Consider the following 19,771-nt stretch of genomic DNA (forward strand, 5'->3'; position numbering starts at 1 on the left):
AGGTAACTGGTAAATACAATCCGAAAAAAAACCTGCGCATCCGCGCAGGTTGGTGCAAGAGACAGGTACGAAGTGCGTACCGAATAATCTCACCAATCAATACCTCTGGGATCTTGATTGTGGTCGTCAGCAGCCAGATACGCCAGTGCGAAAACGCAAAGGAATGAACCCAAATGCAACGAGTTGTGTAAATTATCGGTTACTGTTACAGATAGGCTGAAGGTAAAAAAAAACCTGCGCATCTGCGCAGGCTGGTGTAATTCTAGTGATCAACCCGAAAGTTGATTTCACCTATCAATACCTCTGGGAGCTCAACTCTAGCAATCTGCTCAGTTCCCTCACCAGCGAACAATCGCAACAGCACATCGCAAAGTGTAAGCAAAAATTAGCATTTTCTATTTTCTGTCTTACTTCGCTCGTGTGCGCTCACATTTGCGACGTTCTGACGGGCAATCTGCTTGAACAGCCAGCCATTTTCCGTAACACTGACGGAATGTAAGCGTTTACCCACAACAGGTACTATCATGGCGACCATAAAGGATGTAGCCCGACTAGCTGGTGTATCAGTCGCCACCGTTTCTCGAGTGATTAATGATTCCCCTAAAGCCAGCGAAGCATCGCGCCTGGCCGTAACGAGTGCAATGGAATCACTCAGCTACCACCCCAACGCCAATGCGCGTGCGCTGGCACAACAATCCACTGAAACCATCGGTCTGGTGGTAGGTGATGTGTCCGATCCATTTTTTGGGGCAATGGTTAAAGCTGTCGAGCAGGTGGCGTATAACACCGGTAATTTTTTACTGATTGGTAACGGCTACCATAATGAACAGAAGGAACGACAGGCGATTGAACAGCTCATTCGCCACCGCTGCGCAGCCCTTGTTGTCCACGCAAAAATTATCCCGGATGCTGAGCTGGCATCACTCATGAAGCAAATCCCCGGCATGGTATTGATTAACCGAATTCTGCCGGGATTCGAACAACGTTGCGTTGCCCTTGATGACCGTTTCGGCGCCTGGCTCGCGACCCGACACCTCATTCAGCAGGGCCATACGCGCATTGGCTATCTGTGCTCCAATCACACGATTTCAGATGCGGAAGATCGTCTGCAAGGCTATTACGACGCGCTGGCAGAGAGCAATATTCCTGTCAGCGATCGACTGGTAACGTTTGGTGAACCAGATGAAAGCGGCGGTGAGCAGGCCATGACCGAGTTACTTGGCCGTGGCAAAAACTTCACTGCGGTAGCCTGCTACAACGACTCAATGGCGGCTGGTGCCATGGGCGTATTGAATGATAACGGCATTGATGTGCCGGGAGAAATCTCGCTGATTGGTTTTGATGATGTGCTGGTTTCCCGCTACGTGCGCCCGCGTCTGACCACGGTGCGCTACCCGATCGTGACGATGGCAACCCAGGCTGCCGAACTGGCGCTCGCGCTGGCGGAGAAGCGTCCCGTGCCTGAAATTACCCACGTTTTTAACCCAACTCTGGTGCGTCGCCATTCCGTTTCGACGCTGACAGAGCCGGGGAATTCATCGTCAAACGAATAACCAGGATAGCGTTATGACTACGATGTTGGACGTTTCACGACACGCAGGCGTCTCAAAAGCGACCGTTTCGCGCGTACTGAATGGCACGGGTCAGGTAAAAGAGAGCACGCGCCAGAAAGTGTTTAAGGCCATGCAGGCACTTGATTATCGGCCTAATTTTTTAGCGCGCTCTTTGGCAAACCGCACCAGCAACAGCATTGGTCTGGTAGTTTCCACATTTGATGGATTCTACTTTGGCCGCCTGCTGCAACAGGCTTCACGCCAGACGGAATCTCACGGCAAGCAGTTGATCGTCACCGACGGACACGACACACCAGAGCGTGAGCAGGAAGCCGTGCAAATGCTGGCGGACAGGCAGTGCGACGCCATTATTCTCTATACACGCTATATGAGTGAAAAGGCGATTATGTCGTTGATGAACAGCATTGCTATGCCCTTGCTGGTCATCAACCGTGATGTCAGCCAGGCCCGCGATCGCGCAATTTTCTTTGAACAGGAAGACGCGGCCTATCAGGCGGTCAATTACCTGATCTCCCAGGGCCATAGCGATATTGCTTGTATCACTGTGCCTGGTCATACGCCTACCGGTAAATCCCGCCTGATGGGGTATCGTAAGGCGCTGGAAAAAAACGGTATTCCCTGGGATCCCGATAAGGTCAAATACGGCGACTCCACGATGACGCGAGGCTATGAGGCCTGCCGTGAACTGCTGGAGGAAGGGGTAAAATTTAGCGCCCTGTTCGCCTGTAACGATGACATGGCATTAGGCGCATCAAAAGCGTTACATCAGGCCGGGCTGAGGATCCCAACGGACGTCTCACTGTTTGGTTTTGATGATGCGCCCAGCGCCAAATGGCTGGAGCCGGGGCTGTCTACCGTTTATCTACCGATTGATACCATGATAACCACGGCAATCGACCAGGCTATTCGGCTGGCCAACGGCGAGAGCGTCGAGCCAATCCCACCGTTTACCGGCAAACTGGTACTACGTGACTCAGTAACGCTCGGGCCATACTTTAAGTAATCAAATGCCGGATGGCGGCGCAAGCGCCTTATCCGGCCTACAGGCCCCGCAGTTAATCTCGTAGGCCGGATAAGCGTAGCGTCATCCGGCATTTCACAACGCTGTAATCAGATTAATTCCAGCGCTAACAGCTCATCAATGGTCTGGCGACGGCGAATTAGCCGCGCCACGCCGTTATCAAACAAAACCTCCGGCAGCAGCGGACGGCTATTGTAGTTTGACGACATTGACGCGCCGTACGCCCCGGTATCATGCAGCACCAGATAATCGCCCGGCACCACCGCAGGCAACAGACGGGTTTCCACATTTCCGCCCTCCTGCTGGGTAAACACGTCGCCAGATTCGCACAGCGGCCCGGCTACCACGGTTTCCCGATGTGGGGTGTGTTCCAGAGAGCGACCATCCCCTGCCAGCGCGGAGATATGGTGATAACTACCGTACATGGCCGGGCGCATTAGATCGTTGAAGCCCGCATCGATCAGCACAAAGTGGCGGCTACCCATCTCTTTAACGCTACGCACCTGCGCCACTAACACGCCAGCTTCCGCGACCAGAAAACGACCTGGCTCTATCTCAAGCGCGACCGGGTGACCCAGGTGTTTAGCAATCTGTTCACGCGCAGCGTTCCACAATCCAAAGTAGTGATCGGTATCGATCGCCTCTTCGCCTTCGTGATACGGGATTGATAAACCGCCACCTGCGGAGATCGCCTCCAGATCCTGGCCAAATTCAACCACCTGGCGCACCATCGCACCGCACACCTGCTCCAGATGCGCATAGTCCACGCCGGAGCCGATATGCATATGAATCCCCACCAGCTTCAGCTTATAGCGCTGAATCACCTCCAGCGCCGCGGGAAGATCGCTATACCAGATCCCGTGCTTGCTGTTTTCGCCGCCGGTATTGGTTTTCTGACTGTGCCCATGCCCAAAGCCAGGGTTTACGCGTAGCCACACGCGATGGCCCGGCGAGACCTGGCCCAGTTGTTCCAACATATCCACCGACCCCGCATTTACCGGAATGCTCAATTCATGCACCCGCGCGAGCGTCGCTTCATCAATCATATCGGCGGTAAAGACGATTTCATCTTTCCCCGGTACGAAGCCTGCCGCCAACGCACGTTCAATTTCGCCAAGCGAGACGGAATCAACCTTCACGCCCTGCTCGCGCATCAGGCGCAAAATATGAATATTCGAACATGCCTTCTGGGCGAAACGCACCACGTCAAACTGACTCAATTTGGCAATCTGCGCGCGGATAATCTGCGCATCATAGACCCACACCGGGCAGCCGAATTCGGCAGGCAGGCGCAGCAGGTTGTCGGCGGTCAGGTCAGTGTCAGTACTATTGAGTGGGCGTGGCATGGTGTGCTCCGGTATTGGCTTTTTTATGATTACGCCACAGCCCGAAAAGAATAAAAAATATCGTTTTATCGTGAGTCTATGCAAAAATGATATGGATTGATTCATTTGAGGATTGCCCATGCCCGCCGTTAACCTGCGACACATCGAAATTTTTCACGCCATCATGACGGCAGGCAATCTGACAGAAGCCGCGCGCATGCTACATACCTCGCAGCCCACCGTCAGCCGGGAACTGGCCCGATTCGAGAAAGTGCTGGGATTAACGCTGTTTGAACGTACGCGTGGCCGACTGCACCCAACCGTGCAAGGGTTACGTCTGTTTGAAGAGGTGCAACGTTCGTGGTATGGCCTGGACAGAATTGTGAGCGCCGCCGAAAGCCTGCGCGAGTTTCGCCAGGGCGAATTGTCGATTGTTTGCCTGCCGGTATTCTCACAGTCTTTTTTACCGCCGCTGCTGCAGCCATTCCTCGCACGCTATCCACAAGTCAATATTCAGATAGTGCCGCAGGAGTCACCGCTGCTGGAAGAGTGGCTGTCGGCGCAGCGCCACGATCTGGGGTTAACGGAAACGCTGCATACGCCTGCCGGAACGAAACGCACCGAATTGCTGGCGCTGGATGAAGTGTGCGTGCTGCCGCAGGGCCATCCGCTGACTAAGAAAGCGGTGTTAACGCCGCAGGATTTTCAGGGAGAAAACTACATCAGCCTGTCGCGCACCGACAGCTACCGTCAGCTACTGGATACCCTGTTTAATGAGCACCAGGTGAAGCGCCGCATGGTGATTGAAACCCATAGCGCCGCTTCAATTTGTGCAATGGTACGGGCAGGCGTGGGGATCTCGGTGGTGAACCCACTTACCGCGCTGGATTACGCCAGCAGCGGAGTCGTTATCCGCCGCTTCAGTATTTCGGTACCCTTTACAGTCAGCCTGATTCACCCGCTTCATCGCCCCGCCTCGGCGCTGGTTGATGCTTTTACGGCGCATCTGCAGGCCCATCTACCGAGGCTTATTGACCCGCTGGAGGCTATTTTGCATCCACAGCCGAAAGCATAAACGCCACCGCATCTTGCGCATGGATTGCCGCGGTGTCGAAAACCGGTAGTGGGCTTAGCTCGGTGGGAACCAGCAGACCAATCTCGGTACAGCCAAAGATCACCCCTTGCGCCCCCTGTTTCGCCAGTTGGTCGATGACGCCCAGGTAATAATCGCGGGAAGCCTCGCTGAATTCACCGAGACACAGCTCATCGAAAATAATCTGGTTTATTTTCTGACGATCATCAGCTTCAGGGATCAACGTGCTAATGCCGAATTCAGTCTGTAAACGCCCGCGGTAAAAATCCTGCTCCATGGTGTAACGCGTACCCAGTAGCGCCACGTTGTTCATCTGCTGCTTTTGTATCGCCCGACCCGTCGCGTCAGCAATATGCAGAAACGGCACGTCACAGGCGCTTTCAATCGCCTCAGCAACTTTGTGCATGGTGTTGGTACACAGCACAATTCCTTGCGCCCCGGCTTGCTGTAGCCCTGTGGCGGCCTGCGCGAGGATCTCACCGGCTCGCTGCCAGTCACCGCTTGACTGGCAGACTTCAATCTCGTGAAAATCCACGCTGTGCAACAGAATCTGCGCAGAATGCAGACCGCCCAGACGCTGTTTTATGCCTTCATTAATGAGTCGATAATAAGGAATGGTAGATTCCCAGCTCATACCGCCTAACAGACCGATCGTTTTCATCATTTCCCCTGACTCGTTGTTGTCTCTCCAGTGAACCAAAGATGTGATCAACTTTCCACATCTGTTGGCGTGCATTTCTTTTTTTAATTTTCTGATATAGCTTTAATGAAACATTGTTTTAATTAATTACAGGAAGGCCGGATGTTTATTTTTCATAAAGAGACCACGCTTGACGATCTGGGCAATGGCGTTACCCGGCGTATTCTTGCTCACGACGGTAACATGATGGCGGTTGAGGTGAACTTCGAGCAAGGCGCAATCGGCCCGATGCACAATCATCCGCACGAGCAGCTGACTTACGTGTTGTCCGGTGAGTTTGAATTTACCATCGGCGAAGAAAAGCATATCGTTAGGGCGGGCGATACCCTGTATAAACAGCCCAACATTATGCATGGCTGCGTCTGCTTAAAACCGGGAACGCTGCTGGATACCTTTACCCCAATTCGCGAAGATTTTCTGCACGGGTAAGGCGCTAAATAAAAAAACCGGGTCGCGTTGACGCTTTCCCGGCCTGTAAGAGACTCCACTCGCCGGCCGGACAAGGCTGAATCGCTATCCGGCATGCTTGTCTGACTTACACCCCAATATCTCTTAACTTCTCGCCCGCCATCAGCTTACGTTCGATATGCTCCAGCGTGACGTTTTTGGTTTCTGGAATCAGCCAGAACGTAATACCGATAAACACAACGTTCAGCGCGGTATAAAGCCAGAACGTACCGGCGGCGCCAATGCTGTCGAGCAGCGTCAGGAACGTTGCGCCAATGATCATGTTCGACACCCAGTTGGTGGTGGTGGAGCAGGTAATACCAAAATCACGGCATTTCAGCGGCTGAATTTCCGAACACAGAATCCACACCACCGGCGCGGCGCTCATTGCATAGCCTGCAATACACATCATCGTCATGCCAACTGACAGCCAGGATAGCCCACTGGAAGCCGTGCCATTATCAAACTGCATCAGGCAATATCCGAGCACCAGCGTCCCGATGGCCATTACGCTGAAACCAATTTTCAGCGCCGGTTTACGTCCTGCTTTGTCGACCGTGAAGACGGCAATAAAGGTGGCGAACATAAACGTTAAGCCAACTACCAGCGTGGCAATCATCTGCTGCTCTGTGGTGGTAAAACCCGCCATTTTAAAAATGCGCGGCGCGTAATACATGATGATGTTCATCCCGGTGAACTGCTGCATCGCCTGCAGTAACATTCCGAGGAAAACCGCACGACGCACGTTACGGTTAATTTTAAACAGCGCCCAACCACCTTGCTTCAGCTTCAGGCTTTCACGGATTTCGTTCAGCTCATCGCGGGCTTTTTCTGACGTATCGCGCAACATGCGCAGTACTTCTTCAGCTTCGATGTGGCGACCTTTCTCCGCCAGCCAGCGCGGGCTGTTGGGCAAGAAAACAACCAGAATAATCAGCAATACAGCCGGAAGCGCCAGCACGCCAAGCATAGCGCGCCAGTTACCGCTGTAGCTGAACGCGGTATCGGACAAAAAGGCCAGAACGATGCCCAGCGTCACCATCAGCTGATACATACTGATCATCTTGCCACGCACATTTTCGCTGGCCATTTCAGAGAGATAGAGTGGTGCGGTGTAAGACGCGATCCCCACCGCTACGCCCAACACCACGCGAGCAAAAATGAGCATTTCTACGCTGGAGGCAAACGCCGAGCCCAGAGATCCGACGACGAAAAGGATCGCGCCCGCCATCAGGCTGTATTTGCGCCCCAGGCGGAATGACAACCAACCGTTAAACAGCGCACCAATTGCCGCACCCAGCATCATGCTGCTTACCACCCACTCCTGCAGGCGGCTGGTCAACACAAAGTGATCGGTGATAAAAGGCAATGCGCCAGCTATCACGCCAATATCCAGGCCGAATAACAACCCTGCGACAGCCGCAGAGATAGAAACAAACATATTCATACGTCGCGTATCGCGCACTGGGCGCGGCGCTAAAGCAGCATCATTATTTATTGAGACCATTTTTTCCTGCCAGATACAGAGTAACCATGCCATTGAAAGTAAGGGATCCCTTGCAGGAAGCGTCAGGCGGGAAACGGCAAAAATATGGATTAAATAGCTACACCACATGGTTATGTGATGGATATTCCAATTTTAAAATTTACCGACAATCACTCAATTAAATTTAATTTGTTGATATTAAAGGATATTAAAAACAATAAATTTATACGTATGAAATTTAATATGGAATAATTTATAACCACAATATGGATTTTATTAATCCGAATATAAAAAAACCCTGCCAGAGGGCAGGGTTTAACGGTTCTGGAAAGTGAATTAACGTGCCAGCCAGCCGCCATCTACTGCAACGGTATAGCCGTTGATATAGTCAGATGCGCTGGACGCCAGGAACACGACAGGCCCCATCAGGTCGCTCGGTAAACCCCAACGACCCGCCGGGATACGATCGAGGATCTCTGCGCTACGTTGCTCATCAGCACGCAGCTGTTGGGTGTTATTCGTCGCCATGTAACCTGGTGCAATCGCGTTGACGTTGATGTTATGTTTTGCCCACTCGTTCGCCATCAGACGGGTAACACCCATTACGCCGCTTTTAGATGCGGTGTAAGACGGCACGCGGATCCCGCCCTGGAAGGAAAGCATAGAGGCGATATTGATAATTTTGCCGCCGTTACCCTGAGCGATAAAATGCTTCGCCGCAGCCTGAGACATAAAGAACACGCTCTTAATGTTCAGGTTCATCACGTCGTCCCAGTCTTTTTCGCTGAAATCGATCGCATCGTCACGACGGATAAGACCCGCGTTGTTGACCAGAATATCAATATGGCCGAATTCTGCCACTGCGCGCTCCAGCAGCGCCGGAATACCATCGATTTGACGCAGATCGGCGGTCAGGCTTAAAAAACGGCGGCCCAGTGCGGTCACGCGTTCGATGGTTTCTGTCGGTTCAACAATGTTGATACCGACGATATCGCAGCCCGCTTCAGCCAGACCCAGCGCCATACCCTGACCCAAACCTGTGTCACAACCGGTCACAACGGCGACTTTACCTTCAAGAGAGAATGCATTCAAAATCATTGTAAATCCTTAATTTTTTATAATGCCCGCCGCAGCAGGCACGGCTGTCGCCCGCAACTAGCGCAGATCTTTTACTGCAACATGGTCCATATCATCAAAGACCTGGTTTTCGCCGACCATGCCCCAAATGAACGTATAAGCTTTTGTGCCGACGCCGGAGTGAATAGACCAGCTTGGAGAAATCACCGCCTGCTCGTTGTGCATCACAATATGACGCGTTTCCTGAGGCTGACCCATCATGTGGAAGACGCAGGTATCTTCTTCCATATTGAAGTAGAAATAGACTTCCATACGACGTTCATGGGTATGACACGGCATGGTGTTCCACAGGTTACCCGGTGCCAGTTCAGTCAGACCCATGCTCAACTGGCAGGTTTCCAGAACATCCGGCACAAAGTATTTGTTGATGGTACGACGGTTACTGGTGAGGTTATCGCCCAGCGTCACTGGCGCAACGTCTGCAGGCGTGACTTTCTTAGTTGGGTAAGTCGTGTGTGCCGGCGCGCAGTTGTAGTAAAACTTCGCCGGTTTCGCCGTATCAATACTGGCGAATACCACTTCTTTTGCCCCTTTTCCGACGTACAGCGCGTCGCGATGACCAATTTCATAGCACTGGCCGTCAACGGTAATCGTGCCCGGGCCGCCGATATTGATCACACCCAGCTCACGACGTTCGAGGAAATAGGTTACGCCCAGCTGTTTGCCGACTTCGCCACCCACAGAGACGGTTTTGGCCACTGGCATAATGCCGCCAACAATGATGCGGTCGATGTGGCTGTAGACCATGGTGTATTCATCTGCGACAAACACTTCTTCGACCAAAAACTCATTACGCAGCCCCTGAGTGTCCAGGGTTTTCGCATGCGCACTATGGATGCTTTGTCTTACGTCCACATTTACCTCCAGTGATAAATTGACCGTGAATGCTTAAACGAATAGCAAAACGCTGTTCCGTTTTATCTTATGCGCTCATGATATCCCTCCCTGAATGTGTTTTCAATTATAACTAAAACGATGTTTCACTTTTTCCGCATCTTATTATCAAAAGTGTAAGTGCGATCACGCTAGCGCATATAAATCGCAAAATTTGTTTAAATAAAATCATTTAAAACAATTAGATATATAAAAACACAAAAAAGTAGATCACTAGTGGCAGGGATAAGATATTGAAAATACAGCCAGGCTCATACGTCATTCACACACCTTTTCTAACAAAGTGCGCTATCAATCACATGAAATGAAACAACGTTTTGATATGTTGGCAGGGTTTAGAGTGTATGTTTCTGTAACTGGCCTTGCCCTCCTGTTGGAGGGCTTTTTTATAGAGGAAGAGATAACACGGCAGAAAACTGTTCGAGAAGAAAAATATATACCCTAAATAATTCGAGTTGCAGGACAAAACTTCCCGGCCGTTTTGAACAGCGCTTGCGCTGGCCCCGAAGGGGTGAGGCCGTAAGGCCGAATCACGCGGCGACGCAGCGAATTCCCCGGAGCGTACATAAGTACGTGACTGGGGTGAGCGAGTAAAGCCAACGCACATGCAGCTTGAAGTATGACGGGGATTAGTCTCGTTCGATAGCGAGCGCCACCCCCTGACCACCACCAATACACAGCGTTGCCAGTCCTTTGTGCGCCCGACGCTTCACCATTTCATGTACCAGCGAAACCAGAATACGACAGCCAGAAGCGCCAATCGGATGGCCGAGCGCAATGGCCCCGCCGTTCACATTCACCCGCCGTTCATCCCACTCCAGCATTTTCCCAACGGATAATGCCTGCGCGGCGAAGGCTTCATTAGCTTCGATAAGATCAACATCAGCCAGTTGCCAGCCCACGCGCTCAAGGCAGCGGCGTGTTGCATACACTGGCGCAATCCCCATAAGCGCAGGGTCGACTCCGACGCTGGCAAAGGCGCGAATACGGGCCAACACAGGTAAGTTAAGTTCCTGCGCCTTGGCCTCGCTCATCATCATCACCGCAGCGGCACCGTCGTTGATGGATGACGCGTTACCCGCCGTTACCGAACCGAGTCTGTCAAAGGTAGGATCCAGACGCGCCAGCCCCTCGGCGCTGGCATCGGTACGCGGTTGTTCGTCGGTGTCCACCACGAACGATTGCCCATTACGCTGTGTTACCACCGGCACGATTTCATCTTTAAAGCGTCCGGCATCAATTGCCATCCGCGCTTTGTGCTGCGAGTGCAGCGCGTAGGCATCCTGCAATTCGCGGCTGATTCCGTATTCTCGCGCCAGGTTTTCTGCGGTAACGCCCATGTGATAATCGTTGAAGGCATCCCACAGACCGTCATGTACCAGGCTGTCGACCAGTTGGCTGTTCCCCAGCTGTGCGCCAGTGCGGCTATCGGTAAGGACATGCGGTGCACGGCTCATATTCTCTTGCCCGCCCGCAATCACAATGTCGGCTTCGCCACACTGGATAGCCTGGGTCGCCAGATGCAGCGCTTTCAGACCCGAGCCACAGACATCGTTAATGGTGATGGCGGAAACGGTATTGGGTAGCCCACCATTGATGGCAGACTGACGCGCAGGGTTCTGCCCGGCACCTGCGGTAAGCACCTGTCCGAGGATCACTTCATCCACAGCGTGAACGTCCACGCCCGTGCGTTCCAGTAACGCCTTGACCACCATGCTGCCTAACTCAACGGCAGAGTGGCGCGCCAGCGTCCCCTGGAAGCAGCCAATCGGTGTCCTTAAAGCCCCGACGATCACAACCTCTTTCATCACTACCTCAGCGCAAAATAACACCGCAATAGTAGATGATTGTTAAAAATAGTTATCAAGGTTGTTTAAAAACGGTGATTTTTATCACAAAGGAAATTCGTATCACTTATTGGTCATTTGAACGCCACTCTGCTGTAAATGGTCACGCAACCAGCTTCCTGCCACACCAGGCGGTGATTTCTTATTCCACAACAGATCGATAGAGATAGCCTTTGGCCAGCCAGGCATCTTTAATTGCACCAGTGGTTTTTCTGCCGCAAACTCCTCCACCAGCGCACAAGGGAGCGCGCACCAGCCGAATCCCTGAACAGCCATACTTAGCAATAACAGATAGTTAGGAGCAGACCAGACGGGGCCGCGCGCCACGTTGGTGCCGCTTTCCAGATAGGTATTCAAACGCAGCTCGCGCCAGGTGTGTAGCTGCTCCCACTGCAGTTTTTCTTGAGCCGCGAGCGGATGCGACGCTGCAACGTATAATCCCATCCAGGTTTGCATCGGCAGACGCGTAACGCCCATGTCGGTTGGGTAATCTTCCCGCGCCTCGATCAACCCCACCTGAGCACGTCCTTTTTGCAGCAGATCGATCACGTCTTCATCTTCACCAATCAGGCATTCAAACTCGGTATGGGGAAACTTGCGATCAAACTGCACCATCAACTCTTCCAGCACATCCGGATGCAGCGTGTCAGACAGCACAAAGGTCAGACGCGCCTCAGTTTCACCCGACAGCGAGATCGCCGCCTCATCGAGACGTTCGCTGGCCGTCAGAATAGCCTGCACATAGCCCAACACCCGCTTACCTTCCTCGGTCAGCGTTGGCTGGCGGGATGAGCGGTCAAACAGCGCAAAACCAAGATCGGCTTCCAGATGCGCAATGGCCGTACTGATAGTGGACTGGCTTTTACGCAGCCGTCGGGCCGCCGCAGAAAATGAACCGCAGGAAACGGTCTCCACAAATGCCGTTAATGCTTCAGGAGAATAGCGCATGAACTATCTACTTTATCGATGGATACTATCTTTTAGATATCACATAAAACGATAAAATTGCCACCATTCCGTTATCCGGGCATCAAAGAAGGTTTTAGGTTATGCAACACGATACTGTCCAACGCCGCTCGTTAGTGGAGCGTATTTTTCATGCCGTCTGCTTTGAAGGCATTGCCACCGCGATCCTCGCACCAACCACCGCATGGTTGATGCAGCGCTCGGTGCTGGAAATGGGCGGACTGACCATTCTTCTCGCCACCACAGCGATGATCTGGAATATCATTTATAACGCCCTGTTTGACCGTTTGTGGCCGTCACACCTGGTAAAACGTACGGCGAAAGTGCGAGCATTTCACGCCTTAGGCTTCGAGAGCGGTTTTATTGTGATCGGGGTGAGCATCGTGGCGTATGTGCTGAACGTCAGCCTGGTTCAGGCATTCACGCTGGAAATAGGTTTCTTCCTGTTCTTCCTGCCGTACACCATGTTCTATAACTGGGCTTATGACACGTTACGCGAGCGCGTTATGAAGCGCCGCCAGCAGCGCGTTACTGCCTGATAATTAAAATAATAGTCGGAATCTTCTCGGTTCCGGCTATTGTCCCATTCACTCGCCCGCTTGTTCACACCTCCCCCAGCCCCTGCCATTTGTGGTAAATTGCGCTTCTTTTTGTTTATTTTATAGTTGATACGTTCAAATAATGTCGAAATTTTGGTCAAAAGAAGAGACTCTCTGGAGCTTCGCACTATATGGGACTGCCGTCGGCGCAGGAACCCTATTCCTACCCATACAGCTGGGTTCTGCAGGCGCGGTGGTATTGTTTATCACCGCACTCGTCGCCTGGCCTTTAACCTACTGGCCGCACAAGGCGCTGTGTCAGTTTATCCTGTCCTCAAAAACGTCGGCTGGTGAAGGGATCACTGGCGCGGTTACCCACTACTACGGCAAGAAGATTGGCAGCCTGATCACCACCCTCTATTTTATTGCCTTCTTTGTGGTGGTGCTGATCTACGCCGTAGCGATAACCAATTCACTCACTGAACAGCTGGCAAAACATATCACTATCGATCTGCGGATCCGCATGTTGGTCAGCCTTGGCGTGGTGCTGGTGCTGAACCTGATTTTTCTGATGGGCCGGCAAGCCACTATTCGGGTCATGGGCTTTTTGGTGTTCCCGCTCATCGCGTACTTTTTGTTCCTTTCGCTCTACCTGACCGGAAGCTGGCAGCCAACGCTACTCACCGGCCAGATGTCTTTCGATCAGCACACGCTTCATCAGGTTTGGATATCTATTCCCGTGATGGTTTTCGCTTTTAGCCATACGCCAATTATCTCTACGTTCGCCATCGACAGACGAGAGAAATACGGCGAGCAGGCCATGGGTAAATGCAAAAAAATCATGAAGGTAGCCTACGTCATCATCTGCCTGAGCGTACTGTTTTTCGTCTTCAGCTGCTTGCTTTCGATTCCGACAAACTATATCGAAGACGCGAAAAATGAAGGCGTGACGATTCTTTCCGCGCTGTCGATGATGCCAAACGCACCGGCATGGCTGTCGATTTCCGGGATCATCGTTGCCGTTGTCGCGATGTCAAAATCGTTCCTCGGCACCTACTTTGGCGTGATTGAAGGGGCAACGGAGGTAGTAAAAACGTCGTTGCATCAGGTGGGTGTGAAGAAAAGCCGGGCCTTTAACCGCGCTCTGTCCATCATGCTTGTCTCGGCTATCACGTTTATCATCTGCTGCATTAATCCTAATGCTATTTCAATGATTTACGCGATAAGCGGCCCGCTGATTGCCATGATTCTGTTTATCATGCCGACATTGTCTACCTATCTGATCCCGGCGCTGAAGCCATACCGTTCAGTGGGTAATCTGATCACCCTGATTGTCGGTCTGCTGTGCGTATCTGTGATGTTTTTTGGCTAGAACGTGTTGTTTAGCGGCTCATTCCAGTAAGCGGATGAGCCGTTAAACTGACTTATTTGATGTACGAATCCAGCACTTTCAGGACCACATCCAAATCCTCTTCGCGCTTAATTTCATCGCCCTGATGCACAATGTGCTCGGTCAGATGACCTTTAATCACTTCACGCATTAATCCGTTTACTGCCCCGCGGATCGCCGCTATTTGCTGCAATACTGCCGCGCATTCATGCGGTTCATCCAGCATGGTTTTCAACGCCGCTACCTGCCCCTGAATCTTGCTGGTTCGGGCTTTCAGCTTTTGTTTGTCGCGGATCGTATGTGACATAACTTTACCTTTTTAACGTCTGGCTGTAGGGACAATACCATCGACATTCTACTGGGGGGTAGTATTTGATACTGGGGGGGAGTAGAATCAGGCGAAATTAAACAACTAAGAATCATTCTCATGGGTGAGTTTTCTACGCTTCTTCAGCAAGGTAACGCCTGGTTTTTCATTCCCAGCGCGATTCTATTGGGTGTGTTACACGGCCTGGAGCCGGGGCATTCCAAGACGATGATGGCGGCCTTTATTATTGCCATTAAGGGGACCATCAAACAGGCGGTGATGCTGGGGCTGGCAGCAACGCTGTCGCATACCGCCGTGGTATGGCTGATTGCGCTCGGCGGGATGTATATCAGCAAAGCGTTTACTGCCCAGGCCGTTGAGCCCTGGCTGCAGTTTGTCTCGGCGATTATTATTCTCGGGACCGCATTCTGGATGTTCTGGCGAACCTGGCAGGGAGAGCAGAACTGGCTGGCCCAGACGCATCACGACCACAATCACGAGCATCACCACCACCATGATCATGATGACCATCACCACCATGATGATGATGACCATCACCACCATCATGACCACGATGACGATCATCATCATCACGAACACGAGCATAATCACGACCATGCCGCACTGGCAGGACTCACCGAAGGATCGAAAGAGTATCAGGATGCCCACGAACGGGCGCATGCCACCGATATTCAGCGCCGCTTTGCGGGCAAAGAGGTCACCAACGGCCAAATATTACTATTTGGTTTGACCGGCGGGTTAATCCCCTGCCCTGCCGCCATTACGGTGCTGCTGATTTGCATCCAGCTCAAAGCCTTCACGCTGGGCGCGACCATGGTGCTGTGCTTCAGCCTCGGGCTGGCGCTGACGCTGGTAACGGTGGGCGTGGGAGCGGCAATCAGCGTGCAGCAGGCGGCCAAACGCTGGAGCGGATTTAACACGATGGCCCGCAAAGCACCCTATTTTTCCAGTGTGCTCATTGCGATGGTCGGCTTATATATGGGGATTCACGGCTATATGGGGATCGTCGGTTAACACCAAGAGAGCGCAGCAGCGATTGCCGCTGCGCGTAAAACCTGGCTAGCTTGCGACATTCCCCCACACCAGTTGCCCTTTATGGAAGGTCGCGGTGCGTGGAGAAATTCGCGCGACCGCTTCTGCCGAACAAGAGGCATCCACCAGCACAAAACTGGCTTCATCCTGCGCTTTCGGCCACACGCGCTCACCTTTATCGTTTAGCGGCAGCACATCGCCGGTGGCAAGAAACAGCGCACGCGACAGGTTAAGCTCATTGGGGCGAATATAGAGCTGGGCGTACAGATTCGCCTTCTCCAGCATGTCGCCCAGCCCGTACGGCGACCAGTGATCAATTACGCTGTCGGTTCCGGTAATCACTTCCACGCCTTTATCACGCAACTGCTTGAGCGGCATGTGCAAGGTGCCGATCGGCACCGTCGAGGCAATGGTAATCTGCTGTGCTGCCCGCATCCACCTGCTGTTCGTTCAGCGTTGCCAGCGCAAACGCGTGGCTGATGGTCAGTTTGCCCTTTAATTGCGGCGTTTTCTCCACCGTTTCCACCATGTAATTCACCGCCGCCACGCCCGCCGGGCTGGTTTCATGCAGATGGATATCTACGCCTTTATCGTAATCCAGCGCAATCTGGAACATGGTGTCGAGGGATTTTTCCATCGCCCCATCGACGCTGGTTGGGTCCAGACCGCCGACGTAATGCGCTCCCGCCTGCATCGCTTCACGCATCAGCGGTTCAGATTTTGATAACAGCAGGCCATGCTGCGGAAATGCCACGATTTCACAGGCAAAACCCGGCTGACGACGCGCCAGTACCGCCTGCAGGTTTTCGAGATTTTTCAGCCCGGAAACCGGTTCTATGTTGCAGTGGCTGCGGGCGATCGAGGTGCCTTTTGATTGCAGCAGATCGATCAGCTTTTCCGCACGCTCCTGCGTATAAGGCTGGAGTTCAGGCAGCAGCTTTTGTTCCAGGCGGATCATATCCTGAATAGTGGTGCCAGCCGGACGGTTCAGCGAACGCCAGGGACCGCCGTAAAAGGTTTTATCCAGATGGATGTGCATGTCGCGCATGGCGGGCAGCATCAGCTTTCCACCCGCATCATAGTGAGGCAGCGTCGCATCCGGATGCTGCTTATTCTCGCGCAGCGCAACGATTTTTCCGTCTTTGATTTCAACGGTTTGCAGCGCGGTACGGGTGTGCACCACCACCGAGTTTTCGTAATCAAAGCCCGCTTCCAGCAGGACGTTATCCAGGTAATAGTGTTTATCGTTAATCGTCATTGTGCTCTTCGACCCGCAGGTGTTCCCGACAGGATTAGCAGCATACGCGACCGGAGCGACCGCGCCAAACAGCGCGGCAGCGGTCACCATTTTTCCGCTCTGGCTTAAAAATTCACGGCGGCTGTTACTTTCCTTCATTCACGTCTCCTCTCAGGAATGGACAATATGGGTGCCCGTTTCGCCGCGCAGTGCGGCAGGCAGGCATTCCGGCGTGGTGATGATTACTCGTTTACCGCCACGCTCCAGAAACGCCAGGCTGGCAACGATCTTGGGTAACATGCTGCCAGGCGGGAAATGACCCTCCTGCATGTAACGGGTCATCGTTGCAACATCCACCGTATCCAGCGCCTGCTGGTTGGGTTTGCCAAAATGAATACAGACCTGCTCGACGCCGGTGGTGATCACCAAAATGTCGGCGCGGATCTCCTGCGCCAGTAGCGCCGTGGAGAGATCTTTATCAATCACCGCGTCCACGCTCTGGTAATCCCCTTGATCGCTACGCACCACCGGGATCCCGCCGCCACCCGCGCCAATAACCACAAAGCCTTGCTGGGTCAGCGTTTTGATCGCCTCCGCCTCGACAATGCGCTTCGGTTGTGGAGAGGCGACTACCCGACGGTAGCCGCGCCCCGAATCCTCAACAAAGCGCCAGCCCGGATTGACCCGCTGCAGTTCATCACGCTGCACTTCGCTAAAGAACGCTCCAATGGGCTTGGTCGGATTAGCGAAGCCCGGATCGTTTTTGTCGACCTCCACCTGCGTGACCACCGTAACTGCCCTCTGCTCACCGCGCCGCGCCAGACGGTTATTCAGCGCCTGTTGGATCAGGTAACCGATACCGCCCTGCGTATCGGCAACGCAGTTTGCCAGCGGGGTAAGCGGCAGCCCTTCACGCTCGTGCGCGATTTCCGCACGCCGCAGATCCAGCCCTACCTGTGGCCCGTTACCGTGCGTCAGCACAATGTTGTAGTCCGATGCCAGCATCTCCAGCACCGTATCCGCTACCGCTTTCACCGCTTCAGCCTGGTGTTCAATCGACTGGCTGGCGTTATCTTTGATAATGCTGTTGCCGCCAATGGCAACGACCACAAGTTCTTTCATAGTGTTATCTTCCGCTTGCAGGCAATTCAGGTCGTTTTCGTTGGTTCCTGCTCAGGCGCAGTCACCGCTTCACGGCTATCAAGAACATGCTTGAGGACAAACATGCCACTCATCATCAGGTAGGCCACAACAAACATCATCGAGCTGCCTTCCGCAAAGCCAACCGCCGGGGAGTGAATCACGCCAAACAGCGATAACAGCGCGCCAAAGGCTGCGGCAATCGCGCCGCGTAACGGCTTGTTCATAATGGCGAAGATAGCGACGCAGCCCCACAGCATGCTGGCCAGCGGTGCGCCGCTTCCCAGATGCACCAGTCCGTCGTAATAGACACCTTTGCTGTGCAGCAAGTCACTACCCAGTTTCCCCGCGGATGTTCCGGCGGCACCCATCACGCTGTTGACGATGGTCAATGCCCAGTTGGCGATCCACGGGAACAGACAGATGAAGATAACGGGAACCTCGACTTTGGGCGTTTCTCGCACCACCTGGTTGGCGGTCACCACGCCGATAAACACCAGAATCGGCACTATCGCGGTCATCGGAATAATGGCGAGCATAAACGCGCCCAGCCCAAACAGCGGCACCAGGAACATGGTGATGCCTGAAGCGAGGGTATAGCCGATGCTGGCGCCCATCGCTTTCCAGCCCGCATGCCCAACATATACGGTCACCGGGAACGGGTTACCCAGCATGCAGCCGAGCATGGAGGCAAAGCCGTTCGCCATCATGACCTTACGGGTGTTGTACTCATCGCCCGCCGCGTGCGCACTTTCAATGTTCTCAAGGTCAAAAATATAGTTCGCCAGGCCCAAAGGAACTGCAGAAGCCAGATACGGCAGTGCGTGCGGTAAACCTTGCAGGAAGCTGTCGACATGAATTTCCGGCGGGTTGAAGCCAAAGGAAGACATCGACGCTTTAATGGCTTCCGGGCTTTGTAAACCGGAGATCCACGCCAGGGCCGTACCGGCAATCAGCAGCAGCAAACCGGTAGGAATACGGGCAAAAATCGGCTTCTTACCGAACCAGTTAATGAAGATCAGCAACAGGACGATGAAAGAAACCGTCGGCGCTTCGAATGCCTGCAGCATCGGGTTCATCGCCAGCAGCAACAGCCCCAGGCCGGACAGACAAGAAAGCAGTACCGTACGCGGGATCATCTTGCGGATGGTCTCGCCCAGGAAGGAGCCGCCGACCAGGATCAACGCTTCGACAAAGCACCACACCAGGGCTATCTGGATAGCGAAGTTGGCATCTTTGGTTTGCTGATAAACCGGCATCAGCACCAGGAAGGTCACGGTGAAGATTGACGGTGCACTCGGTCCGGACGGCAGCGCCGTTACGTCGTTACGCCCGGTGTGCTTTGCCATCTGCAGGCCAAACCAGGCGTAGCAGACGCTGGCCACCAGCACCGCCAGACCAAAGGCAGGCGCAATACGACCGTAGACAATTTCGGTAGGGATCCCGACGACAAAAATGAGCAGCCCCATCATTGTCAGCAGGTTAGTCAGGTTGTTGGTCATCAGCCCAAAGTAAGCCGCCCAGTCACCACGTTTCCATTCTAGTTTTATGCTGTTCATGGAATATCCTTAACAGGTTAAGCATCATTTGCGATCGCGGAGATCGCCCGGCCCTG

The 19,771-nt window shown here is 53.2% G+C and carries 17 protein-coding genes and 1 pseudogene; 7 read left to right on the plus strand and 11 right to left on the minus strand.

Annotated elements, in window-relative coordinates:
- Nucleotides 1-524 precede the first annotated feature (524 nt).
- Together galR and OGX90_RS19085 are read left to right on the plus strand one after the other, a co-directional pair.
- On the plus strand, nucleotides 525-1,553 hold the full coding sequence (gene galR / locus OGX90_RS19080; RefSeq protein ID WP_048215625.1) for an HTH-type transcriptional regulator GalR: 1,029 nt from the start codon (nucleotides 525-527) through the stop codon (nucleotides 1,551-1,553).
- A gap of 13 nt (nucleotides 1,554-1,566) precedes the next feature.
- A complete protein-coding gene (locus OGX90_RS19085) occupies nucleotides 1,567-2,577 on the plus strand; it encodes a LacI family DNA-binding transcriptional regulator (RefSeq protein ID WP_008785715.1) in 1,011 nt (336 codons plus the stop codon).
- Nucleotides 2,578-2,684: 107 nt separating this feature from the next.
- On the opposite strand, the gene lysA is transcribed toward OGX90_RS19085, so the two are convergent.
- Nucleotides 2,685-3,941 carry a diaminopimelate decarboxylase gene (gene lysA, locus OGX90_RS19090; RefSeq protein WP_286573850.1) on the minus strand — a complete coding sequence of 419 codons (1,257 nt, stop codon included), beginning with the start codon at nucleotides 3,939-3,941 and terminating at the stop codon, nucleotides 2,685-2,687.
- A gap of 118 nt (nucleotides 3,942-4,059) precedes the next feature.
- On the opposite strand from lysA, the gene OGX90_RS19095 reads away from it, so the two are divergent.
- Nucleotides 4,060-4,995, plus strand: a complete 936-nt coding sequence (locus OGX90_RS19095; RefSeq protein WP_008785717.1) for a LysR family transcriptional regulator — start codon at nucleotides 4,060-4,062, stop codon at nucleotides 4,993-4,995.
- On the opposite strand, the gene OGX90_RS19100 is transcribed toward OGX90_RS19095, so the two are convergent.
- Nucleotides 4,967-5,674 carry an aspartate/glutamate racemase gene (locus OGX90_RS19100; RefSeq protein WP_048236705.1) on the minus strand — a complete coding sequence of 236 codons (708 nt, stop codon included), beginning with the start codon at nucleotides 5,672-5,674 and terminating at the stop codon, nucleotides 4,967-4,969. The two genes, OGX90_RS19095 and OGX90_RS19100, sit on opposite strands and share 29 nt — an antisense overlap.
- A gap of 141 nt (nucleotides 5,675-5,815) precedes the next feature.
- On the opposite strand from OGX90_RS19100, the gene OGX90_RS19105 reads away from it, so the two are divergent.
- The gene (locus tag OGX90_RS19105) at nucleotides 5,816-6,142 is read left to right on the plus strand and encodes a cupin domain-containing protein (RefSeq protein WP_048225407.1); all 327 of its coding nucleotides are present in this window, start codon (nucleotides 5,816-5,818) and stop codon (nucleotides 6,140-6,142) included.
- 106 nt (nucleotides 6,143-6,248) lie between these two features.
- Here OGX90_RS19105 and araE read toward each other — a convergent pair whose 3' ends face one another.
- The 5 genes from araE to OGX90_RS19130 form a co-directional block, all read right to left on the minus strand.
- Nucleotides 6,249-7,667, minus strand: a complete 1,419-nt coding sequence (araE, locus tag OGX90_RS19110; protein ID WP_003033926.1) for an arabinose-proton symporter AraE — start codon at nucleotides 7,665-7,667, stop codon at nucleotides 6,249-6,251.
- Between the two features lie 315 nt (nucleotides 7,668-7,982).
- On the minus strand, nucleotides 7,983-8,744 hold the full coding sequence (gene kduD / locus OGX90_RS19115; protein ID WP_003033923.1) for a 2-dehydro-3-deoxy-D-gluconate 5-dehydrogenase KduD: 762 nt from the start codon (nucleotides 8,742-8,744) through the stop codon (nucleotides 7,983-7,985).
- Nucleotides 8,745-8,801: 57 nt separating this feature from the next.
- On the minus strand, nucleotides 8,802-9,638 hold the full coding sequence (gene kduI / locus OGX90_RS19120) for a 5-dehydro-4-deoxy-D-glucuronate isomerase (RefSeq protein ID WP_008785720.1): 837 nt from the start codon (nucleotides 9,636-9,638) through the stop codon (nucleotides 8,802-8,804).
- A gap of 668 nt (nucleotides 9,639-10,306) precedes the next feature.
- A complete protein-coding gene (locus tag OGX90_RS19125; RefSeq protein WP_032944867.1) occupies nucleotides 10,307-11,485 on the minus strand; it encodes an acetyl-CoA C-acetyltransferase in 1,179 nt (392 codons plus the stop codon).
- 102 nt (nucleotides 11,486-11,587) lie between these two features.
- The gene (locus OGX90_RS19130) at nucleotides 11,588-12,472 is read right to left on the minus strand and encodes a LysR family transcriptional regulator (RefSeq protein WP_008785722.1); all 885 of its coding nucleotides are present in this window, start codon (nucleotides 12,470-12,472) and stop codon (nucleotides 11,588-11,590) included.
- 101 nt (nucleotides 12,473-12,573) lie between these two features.
- Here OGX90_RS19130 and OGX90_RS19135 point away from each other — a divergent pair, with 101 nt between their 5' ends.
- The gene (locus tag OGX90_RS19135) at nucleotides 12,574-13,029 is read left to right on the plus strand and encodes a multidrug/biocide efflux PACE transporter (protein WP_008785723.1); all 456 of its coding nucleotides are present in this window, start codon (nucleotides 12,574-12,576) and stop codon (nucleotides 13,027-13,029) included.
- 142 nt (nucleotides 13,030-13,171) lie between these two features.
- Nucleotides 13,172-14,401 (plus strand): amino acid permease, encoded by a 1,230-nt coding sequence (locus OGX90_RS19140; protein WP_008785724.1) that lies wholly within the window; start codon nucleotides 13,172-13,174, stop codon nucleotides 14,399-14,401.
- 52 nt (nucleotides 14,402-14,453) lie between these two features.
- Here OGX90_RS19140 and rcnR read toward each other — a convergent pair whose 3' ends face one another.
- On the minus strand, nucleotides 14,454-14,726 hold the full coding sequence (gene rcnR, locus OGX90_RS19145; RefSeq protein WP_003825567.1) for a Ni(II)/Co(II)-binding transcriptional repressor RcnR: 273 nt from the start codon (nucleotides 14,724-14,726) through the stop codon (nucleotides 14,454-14,456).
- A gap of 120 nt (nucleotides 14,727-14,846) precedes the next feature.
- Between rcnR and OGX90_RS19150 the strand changes: the two genes are divergently transcribed.
- Nucleotides 14,847-15,761: a nickel/cobalt efflux protein RcnA gene (locus tag OGX90_RS19150; protein ID WP_286624523.1), complete on the plus strand. Its 915-nt coding sequence runs from the start codon at nucleotides 14,847-14,849 to the stop codon at nucleotides 15,759-15,761.
- A 45-nt stretch (nucleotides 15,762-15,806) separates the two neighbouring features.
- Here OGX90_RS19150 and OGX90_RS19155 read toward each other — a convergent pair.
- The 3 genes and pseudogenes from OGX90_RS19155 to OGX90_RS19165 all read right to left on the minus strand — a co-directional run bounded on the left by OGX90_RS19155 (nucleotide 15,807) and on the right by OGX90_RS19165 (nucleotide 19,715).
- Nucleotides 15,807-17,175, minus strand: a pseudogene (locus tag OGX90_RS19155) (amidohydrolase family protein).
- 12 nt (nucleotides 17,176-17,187) lie between these two features.
- Nucleotides 17,188-18,138 (minus strand): carbamate kinase family protein, encoded by a 951-nt coding sequence (locus OGX90_RS19160; RefSeq protein WP_008785727.1) that lies wholly within the window; start codon nucleotides 18,136-18,138, stop codon nucleotides 17,188-17,190.
- Between the two features lie 26 nt (nucleotides 18,139-18,164).
- On the minus strand, nucleotides 18,165-19,715 hold the full coding sequence (locus OGX90_RS19165) for a hypothetical protein (RefSeq protein WP_003825560.1): 1,551 nt from the start codon (nucleotides 19,713-19,715) through the stop codon (nucleotides 18,165-18,167).
- Nucleotides 19,716-19,771: the final 56 nt, after the last annotated feature.

This window comes from Citrobacter sp. Cpo012, from assembly GCF_030333015.1.
GTDB lineage: Bacteria > Pseudomonadota > Gammaproteobacteria > Enterobacterales > Enterobacteriaceae > Citrobacter > Citrobacter portucalensis.

Coding starts and splice junctions, on each gene's coding strand:
- OGX90_RS19105 (WP_048225407.1), top strand. CDS start 5,816: ATGTTTATTTTTCATAAAGAGACCACGCTTGACGATCTGGGCAATGGC.
- OGX90_RS19125 (WP_032944867.1), bottom strand. CDS start 11,485: ATGAAAGAGGTTGTGATCGTCGGGGCTTTAAGGACACCGATTGGCTGC.
- OGX90_RS19100 (WP_048236705.1), bottom strand. CDS start 5,674: ATGAAAACGATCGGTCTGTTAGGCGGTATGAGCTGGGAATCTACCATT.
- OGX90_RS19150 (WP_286624523.1), top strand. CDS start 14,847: ATGGGTGAGTTTTCTACGCTTCTTCAGCAAGGTAACGCCTGGTTTTTC.
- galR (WP_048215625.1), top strand. CDS start 525: ATGGCGACCATAAAGGATGTAGCCCGACTAGCTGGTGTATCAGTCGCC.
- lysA (WP_286573850.1), bottom strand. CDS start 3,941: ATGCCACGCCCACTCAATAGTACTGACACTGACCTGACCGCCGACAAC.
- OGX90_RS19095 (WP_008785717.1), top strand. CDS start 4,060: ATGCCCGCCGTTAACCTGCGACACATCGAAATTTTTCACGCCATCATG.
- OGX90_RS19165 (WP_003825560.1), bottom strand. CDS start 19,715: ATGAACAGCATAAAACTAGAATGGAAACGTGGTGACTGGGCGGCTTAC.
- OGX90_RS19160 (WP_008785727.1), bottom strand. CDS start 18,138: ATGAAAGAACTTGTGGTCGTTGCCATTGGCGGCAACAGCATTATCAAA.
- kduD (WP_003033923.1), bottom strand. CDS start 8,744: ATGATTTTGAATGCATTCTCTCTTGAAGGTAAAGTCGCCGTTGTGACC.
- OGX90_RS19130 (WP_008785722.1), bottom strand. CDS start 12,472: ATGCGCTATTCTCCTGAAGCATTAACGGCATTTGTGGAGACCGTTTCC.
- araE (WP_003033926.1), bottom strand. CDS start 7,667: ATGGTCTCAATAAATAATGATGCTGCTTTAGCGCCGCGCCCAGTGCGC.
- OGX90_RS19085 (WP_008785715.1), top strand. CDS start 1,567: ATGACTACGATGTTGGACGTTTCACGACACGCAGGCGTCTCAAAAGCG.
- rcnR (WP_003825567.1), bottom strand. CDS start 14,726: ATGTCACATACGATCCGCGACAAACAAAAGCTGAAAGCCCGAACCAGC.
- OGX90_RS19135 (WP_008785723.1), top strand. CDS start 12,574: ATGCAACACGATACTGTCCAACGCCGCTCGTTAGTGGAGCGTATTTTT.
- OGX90_RS19140 (WP_008785724.1), top strand. CDS start 13,172: ATGTCGAAATTTTGGTCAAAAGAAGAGACTCTCTGGAGCTTCGCACTA.